This is a genomic window from Brevundimonas balnearis (genome assembly GCF_042434805.1).
Lineage (GTDB): Bacteria > Pseudomonadota > Alphaproteobacteria > Caulobacterales > Caulobacteraceae > Brevundimonas > Brevundimonas balnearis.
On record NZ_JBHLSW010000003.1, the window covers coordinates 126,400 to 143,904 of the forward strand.

Genomic DNA, 17,505 nt, shown 5'->3' on the forward strand with positions numbered 1-17,505 from the left:
GCGGCGCTATCGCCCATGTGGAGCGTCGCCGCGCGCGACGGACCATACTCACCCCAGTGTCGAGCGTCGAATGCCTGTTTTCACCGCCCCTGACCGGTCCCGGCCCGTCGCCGTCTGGCTGCTGGCCGTCGCCGCCCTGGTGTTCGCCATGGTGGTGGTCGGCGGGGTGACGCGTCTGACGGGATCGGGCCTGTCGATCACCGAGTGGCGGCCGATCATGGGGGCGATCCCGCCGCTGAACGCGGCGGACTGGGCCGAGGCCTTCGACAAGTATCGCGCGATCCCCCAGTACCGGCAGGTCAACGCCGGCATGTCGCTGGACGAGTTCAAGTTCATCTTCTGGTGGGAGTGGGGCCACCGGCAGCTGGGTCGCTTCATCGGCCTGGCGTTCTTCCTGCCCTGGGCGGTTTTCATGGCGCTGCGGGCGCTGCCGGCGACTTCGCGGCTGCGGGCCTGGGCCATGCCGGACCGGCTGGTCTGGCGCACGACCCTGCTGCTGGCGCTTGGCGGGCTCCAGGGCTTCATCGGCTGGTGGATGGTGTCCAGCGGCCTTTCGGAGCGGGTCTCGGTCGCGCCGGAGCGGTTGGCGACGCATCTGGGACTGGCCTTCCTGATCTTCGCCCTGCTGATCTGGACGGCGCTGGAGGCCTGGCACGGCGAGGAGCGGACGGCGTCGCCCGCCGGCTGGTCGCGGGGCGCCGCGCTGCTGCTTGGGGCCGTGTTCGTCCAGTGCCTGCTGGGCGCGCTGGTCGCCGGCGGCAAGGCGGGCATGGTCTATACCGACTGGCCGCTGATGAACGGACAGGCGTTTCCGCCGGTCGACTGGAGCCAGGGGGCGCTGGCTTTCCTGCACGACCAGGGCCTGACGCAGTTCAATCACCGCCTGTGGGGCTATGGTCTGCTGGCCTTCGCCACGGTCTATGCGGTCCAGGCCTACCGCTGGCGGCTGGCGGAGGGCGCGGGCGCGACCGCCTATGCCTTAGCGGGCGCGATCTGGCTGCAGGCGATCCTGGGCGTCTTCACCCTGATCCACGCCGTGCCGCTGTGGCTGGGCGTGGCGCACCAGGGCGGGGCGGCGATCCTGATGGGTCTGGCGACGGCGAACCTGTGGGGGGTTCGCCGGTCTCAGCCCCGCCGGTTCATGTCCGGACCGAGGTCCACGGGCCTCTGATCGCGATTGTCATGCCCGGGTATATGATGTTGACGAACAGCACCTCGCCGTCCGGCGAGAAGCAGGCGCCCGCGAACTCGGAGTTGCCCGTGAAGACGTTGCGCCCGATCACATAGATCTTGCCGTCCGGCGTGACGCCCTTGAGGTGGTTCCGCGTGGTCTCCGAATAGTTGTCCTCGCACAGGATCAGGTGACCCCACGGCGCGACCGTGATGTTGTCGGCCATGTTGACGGACTTCTCGTCCGTGCTCTCGACGAACAGCTGAAGCCTGTCAGGGCCGCCGTCGAGGTTGGGCTGCAGCCTCAGCACCTGCCCCCGGCGGATCGGGCCGCCCGAGGTGGCGGTGAAATAGGCCTCGTCGTCTCCCCACCAGATGCCTTCGCCGCGCGCGACCAGCGCCGCGCCGGCGGCATGGCCCCGCTGGCGCAGGTCGCCGGCGGGCGATTCGACATCCTCCAGGTCGATCCAGTCGACCTCGACCCAGTCGCCGACGTTCCAGGCGCGCTGATCCTGGTTGCGGGTGTCGGCGCCGGCCCGGCCACGCAGAGCCATGGCCTGCAGCTTGCCACCCTCGGCCAGACGGCCCGGCGTGTTCGGGATGAAGCGGTAGAACAGGCCGTCGTTCTGATCCTCGGTCAGATAGACCACGCCGTTGCGGGGATCCACGCAGACGGCCTCGTGGTCGAACCGGCCCATGGCCTTCAGCGGCACGGGCTGGACCGGACCGGTTGCCGTGGCCGGCACCTCGAACACCCAGCCGTGGGCCTGGGCGACGTCGGCGCTCTCGGGCGTTTCGTCGGTCTCCTCGCAGCTCAGCCAGGTGCCCCAAGGCGTCGGGCCGCCGCAGCAGTTGGTCGAGGTGCCGATCAGGGTCAGTCGCTCGCTGACCGTCTGGCGGGTGGCCAGATCATAGACCAGGGTGGTGCATCCGCCGGGCAGGGGACGCCCGTTCTTGTAGGTGCCGAAGGCGAGGCTGGCGTCGACCAGGCCGAGCCGCTCCTCGTTCAGACCGCCGGGCCCCAGGTTCCGATGCAGGAAACTGCGGCCGCGCAGCTCGTGATTGCGCACCAGGGCCACGCGCGAGCCCTCCAGCGGGAAACAGGCCATGCCGTCCGGCTGGCCGGGGACGAACAGGCCGTCGTCCATCGTGTCGCCGCTCTGGGAGATGATCTGGTAGGTGAAGCCCTCCGGCAGGTCGAGCAGGCCGTTCGGGTCACGCACCAGGGGACCGTACCCATCCACCTCGTTGACGTAGGTCTCGCCGCTCTGGGCGTGGACGTTCCGGGCGAGGCCGGTGAAGGCCAGGGCGGCCGCCCCGGCGTGGATGAGTTCGCGACGTTGGATGCGCATGAGGATTCTCCCGACGCGGGTGCTTATGCCCGGCGGAGGAGCCGGGTTCATCACCGATCCATGACGTTGCCGCGGCCGAAATGTCGCGCGGGCCGAGCCAAGCGCATGGTATTTTGATACCGTGCGCAAAAACTCATTTGATGTCAATGGGTTGATCCGTGATGGGCGCACGAATGGCTCTTGACCACCTCCGTCCCGTCCTCTACACGCCCCGCTTCCGCTCGACCGGTCTCCCGGCGGGCCCGATCGTCTGCCTCTAGGACCCGAACCCATGCTGAAGACCACCACGGCTTCGCTGAAGCCGGCCGAGGTCGAGAAGAAGTGGATCCACATCGACGCCGAGGGCGTCGTCGTGGGCCGTCTCGCGACCTTCATCGCCAATCGCCTGCGCGGCAAGCACCGCAGCGACTACACCCCGCACGTCGACTGCGGCGACTACGTCGTCGTGACCAACGTCGACAAGGTCGTGTTCACCGGCAAGAAGCTGACCGACAAGGTCTACTACCGCCACACCGGCCACCCGGGCGGCATCAAGGAGGTGACCGCCGGCAAGCAGCTGAACGGCCGCTTCCCCGAGCGCGTGCTCGAAAAGGCGGTCGAGCGCATGCTGCCGAAGGAATCGCCCCTGGCCCGCAAGCAGATGACGCACCTGCGCCTCTACACCGGCGCCGCGCATCCGCACGAAGCCCAGTCGCCCGAGACGATCGACTTCAAGTCGGCCTCGCCCAAGAACACCCGGAGCGTCTGAGCATGACCGACGTGACCAACACTGAAACCACTGCGACCGGCTTCGACGCCCTGAAGGGCCTGGGCACGGTCGCCGCCGAGGAGTCGGCGCCCCGCGAGCCGCAGATCGACGCGCTCGGCCGCGCCTATTCGACCGGCAAGCGCAAGAACGCCATCGCCCGCGTGTGGGTGAAGCGCGGGTCCGGCAAGATCACCGTCAACGGCAAGGACGTGGCCGCCTACTTCGCCCGTCCGGTGCTGCAGATGATGGTGGCCCAGCCGCTGAACGTCGCCGACCGCGCCACGCAGTACGACGTGATCTGCACCGTCGAGGGCTCGGGCCTGTCGGGCCAGGCCGGCGCCATCCGCCACGGCCTGTCGCACGCGCTCACCCACTACGAGCCGGAACTGCGCAAGGTTCTGAAGCCGCACGGCTTCCTGACCCGCGACAGCCGCGTCGTCGAGCGCAAGAAGTATGGCCGCGCCAAGGCCCGCCGCAGCTTCCAGTTCTCGAAGCGCTAAGGGCGGTTCATCGATCCCACATGCGAAGGGCGCTTCGGGGAGACCCGAAGCGCCCTTTTCATTCGCGCATACGCCTGGGCCGGATCAGCCGCCGGCGCGCGCCTTGGCCCACTTCTCAAGCCAGTGGATGTCGTAGTCGCCCGACAGGATGTCCGGCTCGGCGAGCAGCTTCTGGAACAGGGGGATTGTCGTGTCGACGCCGCCGACGACCATCTCGCCCAGGGACCGCTTCAGGCGCGCCAGGCACTCCTCCCGGTCGCGGCCGTGGACGATCAGCTTGCCGATCAGGCTGTCGTAGTAGGGCGGGATCGAATAGCCCGCGTAGATGGCGCTATCCAGCCGCACACCCAGACCGCCCGGCGCGTGGAAGTCGTTCACCTTGCCCGGCGAGGGGGTGAAGGTCTCGGGGTTCTCGGCGTTGATGCGGCACTCGATGGCGTGGCCCTCGAACACCACGTCCTCCTGGGTGAAGGACAGGGGCAGGCCCGCCGCGATGCGGATCTGTTCGCGCACCAGGTCCACGCCGGTGATCATCTCTGTGACCGGATGCTCGACCTGAAGCCGCGTGTTCATCTCGATGAAGAAGAACTCGCCGTCCTCCCACAGGAATTCGATGGTGCCGACGCCCAGATAGCCGATCTTGCGGATCGCCTCGGTGACGGTCCGGCCGATCTTCTCGCGACCGGCGGCGTCGAGCGCCGGGGAGGGGGCCTCCTCCAGCACCTTCTGGTGGCGGCGCTGCAGCGAGCAGTCCCGTTCACCCAGGTGCACGACGTTGCCGTGGCTGTCGGCGATGACCTGGATCTCGATGTGGCGCGGCTTCTGGAGGTAGCGCTCCATATAGACCGCGCCGTTGCCGAAGGCGGCCTGGGCCTCGGACTGGGCGGTCTGGACCGCCTCGGTCAGGTTCTCGGGCGTCAGGGCCACCTTCATGCCGCGCCCGCCGCCGCCGGCGGCCGCCTTGACGATCAGGGGGAAGCCGATGGCCTTGGACGCCTTGATCGCCGCCTCGACCGTTTCGACCTCGCCGTCGGAGCCGGGGACGACCGGGATGCCGGAGTCCTTCGCCGTCTGCTTGGCGGTGATCTTGTCGCCCATGATGCGGATGTGCTCGGGGCGCGGACCGATGAAGGTCATCCCGTGAGCTTCCACGATCTCAGCGAACCGGGCGTTCTCCGACAGGAAGCCGTAGCCGGGGTGGATGGCCTGGGCGCCGGTGATCTCGGCCGCGGCGATGATCGAGGGGATGTTCAGATAGGACTTCGCCGCCTGCGCCGGGCCGATGCAGACGCTCTCGTCGGCCAGGCGCACCCACATGGCGCCCCGGTCGGCCTCGGAGTGCACGGCGACAGTGGAGATGCCCATCTCCTTGCACGCCCGGTGGATACGCAGCGCGATCTCGCCCCGGTTGGCGATCAGGACCTTGGTGAACACTGATCAGGCCTCGAGCAGGATCAGGGGTTCGCCGAACTCGACCGGCTGGGCGTCGCCGACCAGGATCTCGGACACCACGCCGTCGCGGGGCGAGGTGATCGGGTTCATGGTCTTCATGGCCTCGACGATCAGCAGGGTCTGGCCCTTCTTCACCTTGTCGCCGGGCTTGATGAAGGCGTCCGCGCCTGGCGCGGGCGACAGATAGGCGGTGCCGACCATGGGCGACTTCACCTCCTCGCCGGCCCTGGCCACGATGGTGGCCGGGTCGCTGGGCATGGAGGCCGGGGCGGCGGCCGGAGCCGGCGCGGCTTGCGGCGCGGCCATCGGCTGGGGCGCGGCGGCGTAGGTCACGGGCGCCGCGGCCACGGTGATCTCGCGCTTGACCTTGATCTTCAGGTCGCCGCGCTCGACCTCGATCTCGGTCAGCTCGGTCTCGCGCAGGATGTCGGCCAGCTGGCGGACCAGGGCGGCGTCGGAAGCGTCGGCTTTCTTGGGGTCGGACATGGGGTCGATAAAGCTCCTCAGGACCGTGGGGCGCGGGCGCGGGCGAGCCGCAGCGCCGCCCGGACGGCCAGGTCGTAGCTGAAGGGGCCGAAGCCCGATACCACGCCCGCCGCGACCGGCGAGACGTAGGAGTGATGGCGGAACGGTTCGCGCGCCGCAGGGTTCGACAGGTGGCACTCCACCAGCGGGATGGTCAGCGTCTTGATCGCGTCATGCAAGGCCACCGAGGTGTGGCCGTAGCCGGCGGGGTTCAGCACGACGGCGTCGGCCTTGTCGCGGGCCTCGTGCAGCCAGTCGATCAGCTCGCCCTCGAGGTTGGACTGGCGGAACACCACCTCCGCCCCCTCGGCGGCGGCGCGGCACAGGGCCTCGACGTCGGCCAGCGTCTCACGGCCATAGATGTCCGGCTCCCGCGTCCCCAGCAGGTTGAGGTTCGGGCCGTTCAGGACGTAGAGGACGGGGGAAGAGGACATGGGCTCCAGCCGACGAGTCGGGCGGGCCTTTTAGCGGACCCGCCCCGCCGGTCAAAGCGGCGTTCTTAAAGAAGGTGACGTTGCGTCATGCGTATCCACGTCAACGGCGAACAGCGCGAGGTCCAGGCGACGACGCTGTCGGACCTGGTCGAAGCCCTGGGTCTGGACCCCAGGAAGGTCGCCATCGAGCGCAATCTGGAGATCGTGCCCCGCAGCCTGCACGGCCAGACACCGCTGGCCGACGGCGACCGGATCGAGATCGTGCAGTTCGTGGGCGGCGGGTGAGGCCTAACCCACCTTCACCCGCGTCGCCGCTTCCGGCAGGTCCTCGCCGAAGGCGCGCTGGTAGAACTCGGCGATCTGGGGGCGCTCCAGCTCGTCGCACTTGTTCAGGAAGCTGAGGCGGAAGGCGAGCCCCAGGTCGCCGCCGAAGATCAGGGCGTTCTGGGCCCAGGTGATGACCGTGCGGGGGCTCATGACGGTGGAGATGTCCCCGTTCATGAAGGCGTTCCGCGTCATGTCGGCGACGCGGACCATGGCGGCGATCTGACGCTTGCCCTCGGCGGTGGCGTACTCCGGCGCCTTGGCCAGCACGATCTCGGCCTCCACGTCGTGATCCAGGTAGTTCAGCGTGGTGACGATGTTCCAGCGGTCCAGCTGGGCCTGATTGATCTGCTGGGCGCCGTGGTACAGCCCCGAGGTGTCGCCCAGGCCGATGGTGTTCGAGGTGGCGAACAGGCGGAACCACCTGTTCGGCCGGATGACCCGGTTCTGGTCCAGCAGGGTCAGGCGCCCCTGCGCCTCCAGCACGCGCTGGATCACGAACATCACGTCCGGACGGCCGGCGTCGTATTCATCGAACACCAGGGCGATAGGCCGCTGCAGGGCCCAGGGCAGCATGCCCTCGCGGAACTCGGTGACCTGCTTGCCGTCCTTCAGGACGATGGCGTCCTTGCCGACCAGGTCGATCCGGCTGACGTGGGCGTCCAGATTGACCCGCACCATCGGCCAGTTCAGCCGCGCCGCCACCTGCTCGATGTGGGTCGACTTGCCCGTGCCGTGATAGCCCTGGACCATCACCCGACGGTCGTGGGCGAAGCCGGCGCAGATGCTCAGCGTCGTCTGGGGGTCGAAGCGATAGGCCTCGTCGATCTCCGGCACATGGCTGTCCCGCTCGGTGAAGCAGGGCACTTGCATGTCCGAATCGACCCCGAACATCTCGCGGATCGACACCTTGCGGTGGGGTTCAAGCGTGAGCAGCGGGTCGGGAGAGGCGTCGAGGGGCGAGGTCATGCGCCCCACTTAGAGGGCCGCCGCGCGCGGCTCAACACGCGCGCGGCGTTTGGCGTCAGCCCGCGCTCAGCCGCACGTCGACATTGCCGCGCGTGGCGTTCGAGTACGGGCAGACCTGGTGCGCCTTGTGGATCAGGTCGTCGATGGTCGCCTGGTCCAGGCCGTGGTCGGTGATCTTCAGCTCGATGTCGAGGTTGAAGCCCTCGCCGCGGGTGTTGGGGCCAAACCCGACGGTGGAGTGCACCTTGGTGTCCGGGCCGACCGGCGTGCCCGCCTTGCCCGACACCAGACGCAGCGCGCCGAGGTAGCAGGCCGCATAACCGGTGGCGAACAGCTGTTCCGGGTTGGTGCCCGGGCCGTCGTCGCCGCCCATGGCCTTGGGCACCGACAGGGTGACGTCGATCTTGCCGTCGTCGGTGTGCGAGCGACCGCCGGCGCGGCCTCCGCCCGAGGCCGTGGCGTGGGCGCGGTACAGAACGTCCATGATGATCCTCCGTGATGCCGCCTGAAGATGGGCGTTCCGGGCTCAGGCGCCAGGCGTCTCCGTCAGGAAGTCGCCCGTACGCAGGCTGATCGTGCAGGTGACCGCGCCGTCCGCCGCCGCGCGACAGCCATCGGCCCCGAACAGGTCGCGCCGGATCGGCTCGGTGGTGCGCAGGACCGCGCCGTCCAGCGCGACCTCAGACCCCACACGGGCGCTGCGCGGGCCCAGGGCGTCGAAAAAGGCGCGAGCCGGCGCGCCGTCGCACGCGAAGACCAGCAGTTCGGTCGTGTCGTCGAAGGCGCGGCGCACCCGGCCTCGCTCGATCGCCTGACCGATGCAGCCCACATACAGCGCGGCGTTGGGCGGCGCGTCAGACAGCCGGACGGGCGCGTAGTCCGCCGACGTCGTGATCTGAGGTCCGGTCGCGCAGGCGGCGAGCGCCAGCGGCAGGACGACGGGCGGCCAGGGTCGCATGGGGCTCTCCGGGGTTTGGAACGCCATCCTGCGGCGCCCGACGCGCTTACGCCATCCCCGCCCTCTTCAGGGTCTTCCAGGCCTTGATGACGCGCTGGAGCTTGGCCTCGGCGGTGCGGTCGCCGCCGTTGGTGTCGGGGTGGAAGCGCTTCAGCATCTCGTGATAGCGCCGCTTCACCGCGGCCTTGTCGGCCCCGGCGTCCAGATCCAGATCCGCCAGCGCCTGGCGCTCCAAGCGCCCCAGGCGGGCCCAGGCGTCCTCCTTGGGAGCTTCGTAGGCCCCCTTGCGGCCGAACAGGCCGAAGCTGTCGCGCCACGAGCCCGCGCCGCTGTTGGCGCCCGAGCCCATCTTGGCGGCGAAGGCGGCGGCCTCGCGGCTAAGCTTGCCGGCCTTCATCTCCCAGGTCGGGCGCCCCCCCGTCATGGCCTCGTTCTCCTGGGCGGCGCGGACCTCGCCCTCGCTCATGCCGGCGTAGAAGTTCCAGCCCTTGTTGTACTCGGCCGCGTGCGGCTGGCAGAACCGGTAGTAGTCGTTCAGCCGCTCGCGCGACTTCGGCGCCTTGGCGTTCGCCGCCCTGACGCAGTCGGGCCATTCGCAGCGGACCTCGCCGGGCTTCAGGCGCGTGACGTCGGCGTCCGCCGCCTCCTCTTCGGGCTTCGGCGGCTTCACGCGGATGTCGGTGAAGCGGGGCTTGTATTGAAAGGCGGCGGGCATCGCACGAAGTGTAGGGCTGATTTGGTCCTCTTCAAGGAAGCCGAGATGCCGCAAGGCCCTGTCGCGCAGGCGATCCACCGGAAATTGACCGAGGCCTTCGCGCCGGAACGGCTGGAGCTCGTCGACGACAGCTGGAAACACGCGGGCCACCATCATGAGGGCGGGATCGACGCCAGACCGGGCGGCGAGAGCCACTTCAACCTTCTGATCGTCGCCTCGGCCTTCGAAGGCGTATCGCGCCTGGAACGGCAGCGCCGCATAAACGCGGCGCTTCGCGAAGAGCTGTCCGGTCCCCTCCATGCCCTGTCGATCCAGGCCCGCACGCCGCAAGAGGCCGGCTGAACCCTCTTCCGCGATCGGAGAAACCGCCGTTCATCCTGTCTTAGGTGATTGACCCTAGCGTTCGCCGGTCACTGGGCTGGGAGGCAAGTGGGGCATGGTCGGATCCGAAGGCGCGGCGTCACAGGTCGGCGAGCGCGCAAGCGAGGCGGCTCAGGCTCTGACGGCCATCCTGCAGACCCAGTACCTGCGCTATCTCATCATCGCCACCTGGGCCCTGGGCCTGATCGGCACGGTCGGCCCCCTGGCCGGCGCCGTCTGGTTCGTCGGCACGATGGCGGCCGGCATGCTGCGCGGGGCCGTCGAGCGCCACGTCATAGAGCGGGTCGGCGAAGGCTGGGGCTTCGTGTTCCCGGCCGTGGCGACGCTGACCACGGCGGCCTGGGCGGTGGCGCCGCTGCTGGCCTGGTTCGCGCCCCATCCGTTCGGTCACGCCCTGGCCGTGGCGCTGCTGATTTCCGGCTATGTGCTGGTGTTCTCGCAGCTGCGGCGCTCGCCCAAGCAGGCGATGGTCATCTCCGCCCCCTACACGGCCGTGGCGTGCTTCATGCTGGCCACGAGCTGGGGCACGGCGAACTTCTGGCCGCTGCTGGCGGTCATGCCGCTCACCGCCTCGGGCCTGTTCGTTCTCGTCACCATGACGATGCTGCGCGAGGAGAAGATCCGCAGCATCCAGGAGCACCAGTCCCATTTGATCGCCGAGCTGGAGCAGGCGCGTGACAAGGCGGACGCCGCGAACGCCGCCAAGTCAAGCTTCCTCGGCGTCATCTCCCACGAGCTGCGCACGCCGATGAACGGCGTGTTGGGCGCCGCCCAGCTGATGAGCGCGACGCAGCTGGACGCCACCCAGCGCGAGTATCTGTCGATCATCCGCAACTCCGGCGACGGCCTGCTGGGACTGCTCAACGACATCCTCGACATGACCAAGATCGAGGCGGGCAAGATGACCTTCGAGGTCGTCGACGTGGACGTGCAGCAGCTGATCCAGCGCGCCGTCGCCGCCTACACCGCCCAGGCCGAGGCCAAGGGCATCCGCTTCTCGGTGGAGACGGAGGGCGAGGTTCCCGACATCGTGCGCGGAGACCCGCTGCGGGTGTCGCAGGTCATCCAGAACCTGCTGTCCAACGCCGTGAAGTTCACCGACCAGGGCGAGGTGCGCTACGTCATCCGGGGCGAGCGTCTGAGCGAGCGGCGTTGCCGGTTCGCCTTCGAGGTGCACGACACGGGGTCCGGCATCTCGCCCGAGGATCTGGACCGGCTGTTCCAGCCGTTCACCCAGGTGGACGCCTCGTCGACCCGCCGCTTCGGCGGAACCGGCCTGGGCCTGACCATCGCCCGCCGCATGGCCCAGATCATGGGCGGGGACATCACCGTAGCCTCCACCTTCGGCCAGGGCTCGACCTTCACCTTCACCTGCGAGGCCGAGGTCGTGTCCTGGGCCCAACTGGCCCCGGTCGAGGCCATCACCGCCGACACCCACGACGGCGTCGCCCTGAACGTGCTGGTGGTCGAGGATCACCCCGTCAACCGCATGATCCTCGAGGCCTGGATGGCCTCCGCGGGCCACGCGACGGCGTCCGCCGAGAACGGCGAGATCGCGGTGGCCATGGCGCAGGACCAGGCCTTCGACCTGATCGTCATGGACGTCAACATGCCGGTCATGGACGGCCTGTCCGCCACGCGGGCGATCCGCGCCGGGCAGGGCGTCAATCGCCAGACGCCCATCGTCGTGCTGTCGGCGTCGGCCCGGCACGAGGATCACGAGGCCGGGCTGGAGGCGGGGGCGGACGCCTATCTGAACAAGCCGATCGACTTCGCCGCCCTGGCCGCCCTGATGACCGAGGTCGGCGGGGGTCGCGACGCGGTCCGCGCCGCCGGCCCGGAATCGAGCGAGAGCATGGCGGCCTGATGAACCCCGCCTGACCCGCCCGGTTCAGGTCGAGGTCAGGGCCGCGGCGTCATTCTCCTTAGCATCGGCAGATGTTCGAAGGAGGACCGCCATGAACAAGTTCGCAACCGCCGCCCTGGCCGCGACCCTCGCCCTCGGGACCGTGGGCGTGGCTGGCGCCGCCGAGGCCCAGTCGCGCCGCGACGCCCGCGAGTGGCGCCAGGATCAGCGTGAGGATCGTCGCGAGCTCCGTCAGGATCGGCGCGAGTTCCGTCAGGACCAGCGCCAGGACCGGCGCGAGTTCCGCCAGGAGGTCCGCCAGTACGAACGCTGGCAGCGCGCCCAGCGGCGCTACTCGGCCCCCCGCTATGTCCCGCCGCGCGGCTACTATGCCCGCAGCTGGGGCTATGGCCAGGCCCTGCCGCCCGCCTATCGCGGCCGTCAGTACGTGGTCTACGACTACAACCGCTACGGCCTCAGGGCCCCGCCCCGCGGCTACCACTATGTCCGGACGGGCGATGACGTGGTGCTCGCCGCCGTGGCGACGGGCGTGATCACCGCGGTGATCGCGGGCCTGTTCAACTGAGGCGGGCCGTCGCGGCCTATGTCCGGCCGCGACCATCGGCGCCCCGGAGGTCCGTCTCCGGGGCGTTTGCCTGCGCGCGCGGCCCTTCTATAGCTCGGGCCATGAGCGTGACGATGGAGCGGCCCGGTTGGATCGAGGTGGGGCGGACGTTCCTCACCCTGGGGCTGACGTCGTTCGGCGGCCCCCTCGCGCACCTGGGCTACTTTCACCGCGAGTTCGTCGAGCGCAGGCGCTGGATCTCTCCCGAGGCGTTCGCGGAGATCGTGGCGGTCAGCCAGGCTCTGCCGGGCCCGAGCTCCAGCCAGGCGGGATTGGCGATCGGATGGCGGCTGGCGGGCTGGCGAGGCGCCCTGGCGGCCTTCATCGGTTTCACGACGCCGTCGGCTATCCTGATGCTGCTTTTCGCCTTTGCGGCCCCGTGGCTGGCGGGCGTGCTGGGCGGCGGCTGGCTGGGCGGGCTGAAGGCGGCCGCCGGCGCGATCGTCCTAGTCGCCGTCGTGCAGATGGCGCGCCAGACCGCCCCGGACATGCAACGGGTCCTCGTGCTCATCGTCGCGGCCTTCGCGGCGCTCGGCTACGGGGCGGCGGGCCAGCTGTGGATTCTCAGCGTGGCGCTGGTCATGGGGGCCGTCGTTCCTCCCGTATCGATCGCGACGGCGCGGCCTGACGTCGCCGGCGCGGTCTCGCGCGGCGATCTGCTGCTCGGCGCGGGCCTCATCATCGCCGCCATCGGACTGTTGGCGCTCGCCGTCATGGCGCCGCCGTCGCCCCCGGCCTCGGCTTACGGAGCCGGGGCGCTGGTGTTCGGCGGAGGCCACGCCGTGCTTCCATTGCTGGAGGGCGAGTTCGTCGGCCGCGGCTGGGTGGAGCGGGAGGCCTTCCTGGCGGGGTATGGCGCGGCGCAGGCCCTGCCGGGGCCGCTCTTCGCGTTCGGCGCCTACCTCGGCGCGACCCAGGGCGGGCTCGGCATGGGCGTTCTGACGCTGCTGGCGATCTTCCTGCCGGGCGCCCTGCTGATCCTGGGGCTCGAACCGCTGTGGCCGCGGCTGCGTCGCCGGGCCCGCCTGCGCGGAGCGTTGGCGCTGGCCGGAGCGGCGGCGACGGGGCTTCTGCTCGCGGCCTTTCTGAACACGGTCGCCCCTGAGGCGTTGAGCACACCGGCGACGAGCCTGATCGCCCTGGGGGCGCTGCTGATGCTGACGGTGTTCAAGCTGCCGACGCCGCTGGTGGTCGCCGTCGCGGCCCTGGCGGGGTTGGTCACAGGCTGATGCGGGCCTTCGCCGAGCTGCTGGACCGGCTGTCGCTGACGGCGTCGCGGAACGCCAAGCTGGTGCTGGTGCGCGATTATCTCAGGACCGCGCCGGACCCGGATCGCGGCTGGGCGCTCGCGGCGCTGACGGGCGACCTGACTTTCCACGCCGCCAAGCCCGCCATGATCCGCCAGGCGGTCGAGTCCCGCGTCGACCCGGTGCTGTTCGGCTGGTCCTACGACTATGTCGGCGACCTGGCGGAGACCGTCGCGCTCATCTGGCCGGCGTCGGAGACCCGCCCCAACCGGGAACCCGAACTGTCCGAGGTCGTGGAGGCGCTGCGCGCCGCCGGCCGGGGCGAGGTGAGGGGACTCATCGAGGGTTGGCTCGACGCGCTGGAGCCCCGCGGCCGATGGGCGTTGCTGAAGCTGATGACCGGCGCCCTGCGCGTCGGCCTGTCGGCCCGGCTGGCCAAGACGGCGGCCGCCATGGTGCGGCCGGCGCATGTGATCGAGCCGCCCGACCCGCACCGCCATGAGGCGACCCGTTCGCTTGAGCCGATCGACGTTTCCGAGATCGAGGAGATCTGGCACGCGCTCGAGGCGCCTTACGCCGATCTGTTCGCCTGGCTGGAGGGCCGCGGCGAGCGTCCGTCCACCAACGCCCCGGGCCGTTTCCGACCGGTCATGCTCGCGGTCGCGCTCGACGAGGCGGTGGACTTCGAACGGCTGGCGCCGACGGACTACGCGGCGGAGTGGAAGTGGGACGGCATCCGCGTCCAGGCGGTGCGTGAAGCGGGGGTGGAGCGCCTCTATTCCCGCACCGGCGACGAGATCTCCGCCGCCTTTCCGGACGTCATGGCCGCGCTGCGGTTCGAGGGCGCCATCGACGGAGAGCTGGTGATCCTCAAGAACGGCGAGGTCGCGCCCTTCGCCGAGCTTCAGACCCGTCTGAACCGCAAGGTCGCCGATCCCAGGCTGATGTCGGCCAGCCCGGCCGGAATCATCGCCTATGATCTGCTGGCTCTTGAGGGCGAGGATCTGCGCGGCCGTCCGCTGGCCGAGCGGCGGACGGCGCTGGAGCGGCTGGTCGCCGCCCATCCGGGGGACCGGCTGAAGCTCTCGCCCGTCGTCGATTACGGCGACTGGGAGGAACTGGCCAGGCTGCGCGCCGATCCTCCGGTCGGGGCGGCGGCCGAGGGCCTGATGCTGAAACGGTGGGACTCCACCTACGTCGCCGGCCGCCCGAAGGGCCCGTGGTTCAAGTGGAAGCGCGACCCTCACGTCATCGACGCGGTCCTGATGTACGCCCAGCGCGGGCACGGAAAGCGATCGAGCTTCTACTCGGACTACACCTTCGGCGTCTGGACCGAGGACGGCGCGCTGACGCCGGTGGGAAAGGCCTATTTCGGCTTCACCGACGCCGAGCTGAAGCAGCTGGACAAGTTCGTGCGCGATCACACCGTGGAGCGCTTCGGCCCCGTCCGGTCGATCAGGGCCGAGCGCGACTTCGGCCTGGTGCTGGAGATCGCCTTCGAGGGCCTGCAGCGGTCGCCCCGGCACAAGTCCGGCGTCGCCATGCGCTTTCCCCGGGTCAGCCGCATCCGCTGGGACAAGCCGGCGCGCGAGGCCAATACGCTCGACGACGTCCTGGACCTGCTGGACGCCATCGAGCGCGGCGGCGGGCGCATCGCCGGGGCGGCCTAAAGGGGTTCACATCTCCGCGTCAGGCGTTAGACCCGCCCCATGTCCCTGCCTGTCCTGACCGAAGCCCTGGCCGCCGGAGAGCGCGCCGCCGCCATCGACGCGGCCATGATCGCCAAGCTGACCCAGATGGCCGGCGACTTCGCCGTCAACCTGTTGATCGCCGCGCTGATCCTGGTCGCGACCATCGTGGCGTCGAAATGGGCGGGCCGCGCGGCCCGGCGCGGCCTGTCGCGGGTCCGGGGCTTCCGCCACGACCAGACGGTCCTCAGCTTCGTGGTGCAGGTGGTGCGCGTCGGCGTGGTCATCATCGGCCTGATCGCGGTGCTGCAGCGGCTGGGGGTTCAGACGACCTCCATCATCGCCGTCCTGGGCGCGGCGTCTCTGGCGGTCGGCCTGGCGCTCCAGGGGACGCTGTCCAACGTGGCGGCGGGCGTGCTGCTGCTGGTGCTCCGTCCCTATCGGGTCGGCGACGTCATCCAGATCAACAATGTCGCGGGCTCCGTCCAGCGCCTGGACCTGTTCACCACCCAGCTGTCCAACGCGAACAACCACAAGATCGTGGTGCCGAACGCCCAGGTCCTGGGCGACGTCATCGTCAATCTGTCCGGTCAGAGGACGCGTCGCGTGGAGATCAACTTCACCGTGGGCTACGGCGAAGACCTGAACGCGGCGCGCGAGGTTCTGAGGGCCACGGCCGAGGCGCATGAGAAGGTTCTGCCCGACCCCGCGCCCTGGACCGGCGTGACCGGGCTGCTGGACAGCGCGGTGCAGATCACACTGCACGCCTGGGTCAAGTCCGACGACTGGTGGCAGACCCAGGCGGACCTGATGCAGTCCGGCAAGGAGGCGCTGGACGCCGCCGGCATCGAGATCCCGTTCCCGCACCAGGTGGCGGTGCCTTACGACGACGCGCCGTTTCCGGTCGCGCCGGTGGACCCGGCGAGGAGGGCCTGAGCCATGCGCTACGATTTCGGCTCCGACAACACCGCCGGCATGGCGCCCAGCGCGCTGCGGGCCCTGAACGCCGCGAACGCCGGCTTCATGCGCGCCTACGGGGCCGACGACGTCACGGCCCGCGCGGCCGAACTGATCCGCGAACGGCTCGATGCGGACGCCGAGGTGCGGTTCGTCTTCTCCGGCACGGCGGCCAACGCCATCGCCCTGTCGATGCTGGCCTGGCCGTTCGAGGCGGTGCTGGCGCACCAGGCGGCGCACGTCTGCACCGACGAGACCGGCGCGCCCGGCTTCTTCGGTCAGGGGCTCGGCCTGATCGGCCTGCCGGGCTTCTCCGGCAAGATCGACCCCAGGGCGCTCGCGGCCGTTCTCGAAGAGCCCGAGGTCGGCCATCGCCAGCCGCCGGCGGCGCTGAGCCTCACCCAGTCGACGGAGTACGGCGCCGTCTACACCGCCGAGGAGCTGCGCCACCTGATCGAACCGGTGAAGGCGCGTGGGTACGGCGTGCATCTGGACGGCGCTCGGCTGGCCAATGCGGCGGCGGCGGGCTTCGACCTGAAGGATATCGCGCGGCTGGGCGTGGACGTGCTGGTGCTGGGCGGGGCCAAGGCGGGCGGTCTATGCACCGAGGCGCTGGTGCTGTTCGACAAGAGCCTGGTCCGGCGGCTGGACAACCGCCTGAAACAGGCGGGTCAGACCGCGTCCAAGGCCCGGTTCCTCGCCGCGCCCCTGCTCGGGCTGCTTGAGAGCGGCGAATGGGAAGGCGGCGCGGCCCACGCCAATCTGATGGCTCAGCGGCTGGCGGCGGGCGTCGCCACGCGCAGCCCCTTCATCCTGGCCCACCCGGTCGAGGCCAACGCCGTGTTCGTGCGCATGCCGGCGCGTGCCCATCAGGCCCTGAACGACGCCGGCTGGGCCTGCTACCGCTTCGACGACGGCTCGGTGCGCTTCGTCTGTTCCTGGGCGACGACCGAAGAGGCGGTCGATGAACTGATCGACGCGGTGGCCGCCCTTTCGTGATAGTCTGAGCGCATGGAACACCCGCGCATCTCCCGTGACCCGGACGTCATGGTCGGCAAGCCCTGCATCAAGGGGACGCGGATCACGGTCGAGCTTATCCTTCGCGCCCTTTCGCGAGGCGCGTCGGTCGAGCTGATCGTCGAAGAGTACCCCCAGGTTTCGCGCGATGACGTGCTGGCGGCGATGGCTTACGCCGCGGACTACCTGAGGCAGGAAGGTCTGGTCGCGGCGTGATCCACCGGCTCTACGCGGACGAGTGCTGCGCACGCGGCCTCGTCCTGGAGCTTCGGCGACTTGGCCACGACGTTATCTGGGCTACCGAGGTCGGGCCGGGCTTGAGCGACACCGAGCACGCCGAGGCCGCGTTTGACGACCGACGGATCGTTATCAGCGCCGACTACGACTTCGCGGAACTGGCGGTGCGGGGCGCCGCCCCATTCGTCGGGCTGATCCTTCTGGGCGCGAACCTGGCCTTGGAGGGCGCCCCAGCCCGGGCGCTCGCCCTGCGTATCGACAGTGTGCTTGAGAAGGCCGAGGCTCAGTTGATCGTGCTGGAGCAAGAAAGAGTACGAACGCGGCCTATTCAGGCTGGCGCTCTCTGAGATCGCGCGCATA

At 69.7% G+C, this 17,505-nt stretch carries 21 protein-coding genes; 13 read left to right on the forward strand and 8 right to left on the reverse strand.

The window, feature by feature from the left end; all coding sequences use genetic code 11:
- The first annotated feature begins 70 nt into the window (after window positions 1-70).
- Window positions 71-1,171, forward strand: coding sequence for a COX15/CtaA family protein (locus tag ACFFGE_RS01640; protein ID WP_376833666.1), 1,101 nt, complete (start codon window positions 71-73; stop codon window positions 1,169-1,171).
- Here the strand turns inward: ACFFGE_RS01640 and ACFFGE_RS01645 are convergent.
- A complete protein-coding gene (locus tag ACFFGE_RS01645; RefSeq protein ID WP_376833668.1) occupies window positions 1,140-2,522 on the reverse strand; it encodes an alkaline phosphatase PhoX in 1,383 nt (460 codons plus the stop codon). The genes ACFFGE_RS01640 and ACFFGE_RS01645 overlap by 32 nt on opposite strands.
- A 274-nt stretch (window positions 2,523-2,796) precedes the next feature.
- Between ACFFGE_RS01645 and rplM the strand changes: the two genes are divergently transcribed.
- Both rplM and rpsI read left to right on the forward strand, forming a co-directional pair.
- Window positions 2,797-3,270, forward strand: coding sequence for a 50S ribosomal protein L13 (gene rplM, locus ACFFGE_RS01650; protein ID WP_376835176.1), 474 nt, complete (start codon window positions 2,797-2,799; stop codon window positions 3,268-3,270).
- 2 nt (window positions 3,271-3,272) lie between these two features.
- Window positions 3,273-3,770 (forward strand): 30S ribosomal protein S9, encoded by a 498-nt coding sequence (gene rpsI / locus ACFFGE_RS01655; RefSeq protein ID WP_376833670.1) that lies wholly within the window; start codon window positions 3,273-3,275, stop codon window positions 3,768-3,770.
- 84 nt (window positions 3,771-3,854) lie between these two features.
- Here rpsI and accC read toward each other — a convergent pair whose 3' ends face one another.
- Genes accC through aroQ form a run of 3 tightly spaced genes read right to left on the reverse strand, consistent with a single transcriptional unit; the run spans window position 3,855 to window position 6,181 of the window.
- Window positions 3,855-5,204 carry an acetyl-CoA carboxylase biotin carboxylase subunit gene (gene accC / locus ACFFGE_RS01660; protein ID WP_376833672.1) on the reverse strand — a complete coding sequence of 450 codons (1,350 nt, stop codon included), beginning with the start codon at window positions 5,202-5,204 and terminating at the stop codon, window positions 3,855-3,857.
- 3 nt (window positions 5,205-5,207) lie between these two features.
- Window positions 5,208-5,708: an acetyl-CoA carboxylase biotin carboxyl carrier protein gene (gene accB, locus ACFFGE_RS01665; RefSeq protein WP_376833674.1), complete on the reverse strand. Its 501-nt coding sequence runs from the start codon at window positions 5,706-5,708 to the stop codon at window positions 5,208-5,210.
- A 17-nt stretch (window positions 5,709-5,725) separates the two neighbouring features.
- A complete protein-coding gene (gene aroQ, locus ACFFGE_RS01670) occupies window positions 5,726-6,181 on the reverse strand; it encodes a type II 3-dehydroquinate dehydratase (RefSeq protein WP_376833676.1) in 456 nt (151 codons plus the stop codon).
- A gap of 87 nt (window positions 6,182-6,268) precedes the next feature.
- On the opposite strand from aroQ, the gene thiS reads away from it, so the two are divergent.
- On the forward strand, window positions 6,269-6,466 hold the full coding sequence (gene thiS / locus ACFFGE_RS01675; protein ID WP_376833678.1) for a sulfur carrier protein ThiS: 198 nt from the start codon (window positions 6,269-6,271) through the stop codon (window positions 6,464-6,466).
- Window positions 6,467-6,469: 3 nt separating this feature from the next.
- Here the strand turns inward: thiS and cobS are convergent, their stop codons facing one another.
- Genes cobS through ACFFGE_RS01695 form a run of 4 tightly spaced genes read right to left on the reverse strand, consistent with a single transcriptional unit; the run spans window position 6,470 to window position 9,147 of the window.
- Window positions 6,470-7,474: a cobaltochelatase subunit CobS gene (gene cobS, locus ACFFGE_RS01680; RefSeq protein ID WP_376833680.1), complete on the reverse strand. Its 1,005-nt coding sequence runs from the start codon at window positions 7,472-7,474 to the stop codon at window positions 6,470-6,472.
- A gap of 55 nt (window positions 7,475-7,529) precedes the next feature.
- Entirely contained in the window at window positions 7,530-7,958 is a 429-nt protein-coding gene (locus ACFFGE_RS01685; protein WP_376833682.1) for an organic hydroperoxide resistance protein, read from the reverse strand.
- Window positions 7,959-8,000: 42 nt separating this feature from the next.
- Entirely contained in the window at window positions 8,001-8,432 is a 432-nt protein-coding gene (locus ACFFGE_RS01690; protein ID WP_376833684.1) for a hypothetical protein, read from the reverse strand.
- 46 nt (window positions 8,433-8,478) lie between these two features.
- The gene (locus ACFFGE_RS01695; RefSeq protein ID WP_376833686.1) at window positions 8,479-9,147 is read right to left on the reverse strand and encodes a J domain-containing protein; all 669 of its coding nucleotides are present in this window, start codon (window positions 9,145-9,147) and stop codon (window positions 8,479-8,481) included.
- A gap of 45 nt (window positions 9,148-9,192) precedes the next feature.
- On the opposite strand from ACFFGE_RS01695, the gene ACFFGE_RS01700 reads away from it, so the two are divergent.
- The 9 genes from ACFFGE_RS01700 to ACFFGE_RS01740 all read left to right on the forward strand — a co-directional run bounded on the left by ACFFGE_RS01700 (window position 9,193) and on the right by ACFFGE_RS01740 (window position 17,492).
- Window positions 9,193-9,489 (forward strand): BolA family protein, encoded by a 297-nt coding sequence (locus ACFFGE_RS01700; RefSeq protein ID WP_376833688.1) that lies wholly within the window; start codon window positions 9,193-9,195, stop codon window positions 9,487-9,489.
- A gap of 94 nt (window positions 9,490-9,583) precedes the next feature.
- A complete protein-coding gene (locus ACFFGE_RS01705) occupies window positions 9,584-11,395 on the forward strand; it encodes an ATP-binding protein (RefSeq protein ID WP_376833690.1) in 1,812 nt (603 codons plus the stop codon).
- Between the two features lie 91 nt (window positions 11,396-11,486).
- Entirely contained in the window at window positions 11,487-11,960 is a 474-nt protein-coding gene (locus ACFFGE_RS01710) for an RcnB family protein (RefSeq protein WP_376833692.1), read from the forward strand.
- A gap of 101 nt (window positions 11,961-12,061) precedes the next feature.
- Entirely contained in the window at window positions 12,062-13,228 is a 1,167-nt protein-coding gene (gene chrA, locus ACFFGE_RS01715; RefSeq protein WP_376833694.1) for a chromate efflux transporter, read from the forward strand.
- Entirely contained in the window at window positions 13,228-14,916 is a 1,689-nt protein-coding gene (locus tag ACFFGE_RS01720) for a cisplatin damage response ATP-dependent DNA ligase (protein ID WP_376833696.1), read from the forward strand. The genes chrA and ACFFGE_RS01720 overlap by 1 nt, the downstream gene beginning before the upstream one ends.
- A 39-nt stretch (window positions 14,917-14,955) precedes the next feature.
- Window positions 14,956-15,870: a mechanosensitive ion channel family protein gene (locus tag ACFFGE_RS01725; RefSeq protein WP_376833698.1), complete on the forward strand. Its 915-nt coding sequence runs from the start codon at window positions 14,956-14,958 to the stop codon at window positions 15,868-15,870.
- Window positions 15,871-15,873: 3 nt separating this feature from the next.
- On the forward strand, window positions 15,874-16,890 hold the full coding sequence (locus tag ACFFGE_RS01730; protein ID WP_376833700.1) for a threonine aldolase family protein: 1,017 nt from the start codon (window positions 15,874-15,876) through the stop codon (window positions 16,888-16,890).
- Window positions 16,891-16,902: 12 nt separating this feature from the next.
- Window positions 16,903-17,124 carry a DUF433 domain-containing protein gene (locus ACFFGE_RS01735; RefSeq protein ID WP_376833702.1) on the forward strand — a complete coding sequence of 74 codons (222 nt, stop codon included), beginning with the start codon at window positions 16,903-16,905 and terminating at the stop codon, window positions 17,122-17,124.
- On the forward strand, window positions 17,121-17,492 hold the full coding sequence (locus ACFFGE_RS01740) for a DUF5615 family PIN-like protein (protein ID WP_376833704.1): 372 nt from the start codon (window positions 17,121-17,123) through the stop codon (window positions 17,490-17,492). Before ACFFGE_RS01735 ends, ACFFGE_RS01740 begins: the two co-directional genes overlap by 4 nt.
- Window positions 17,493-17,505: the final 13 nt, after the last annotated feature.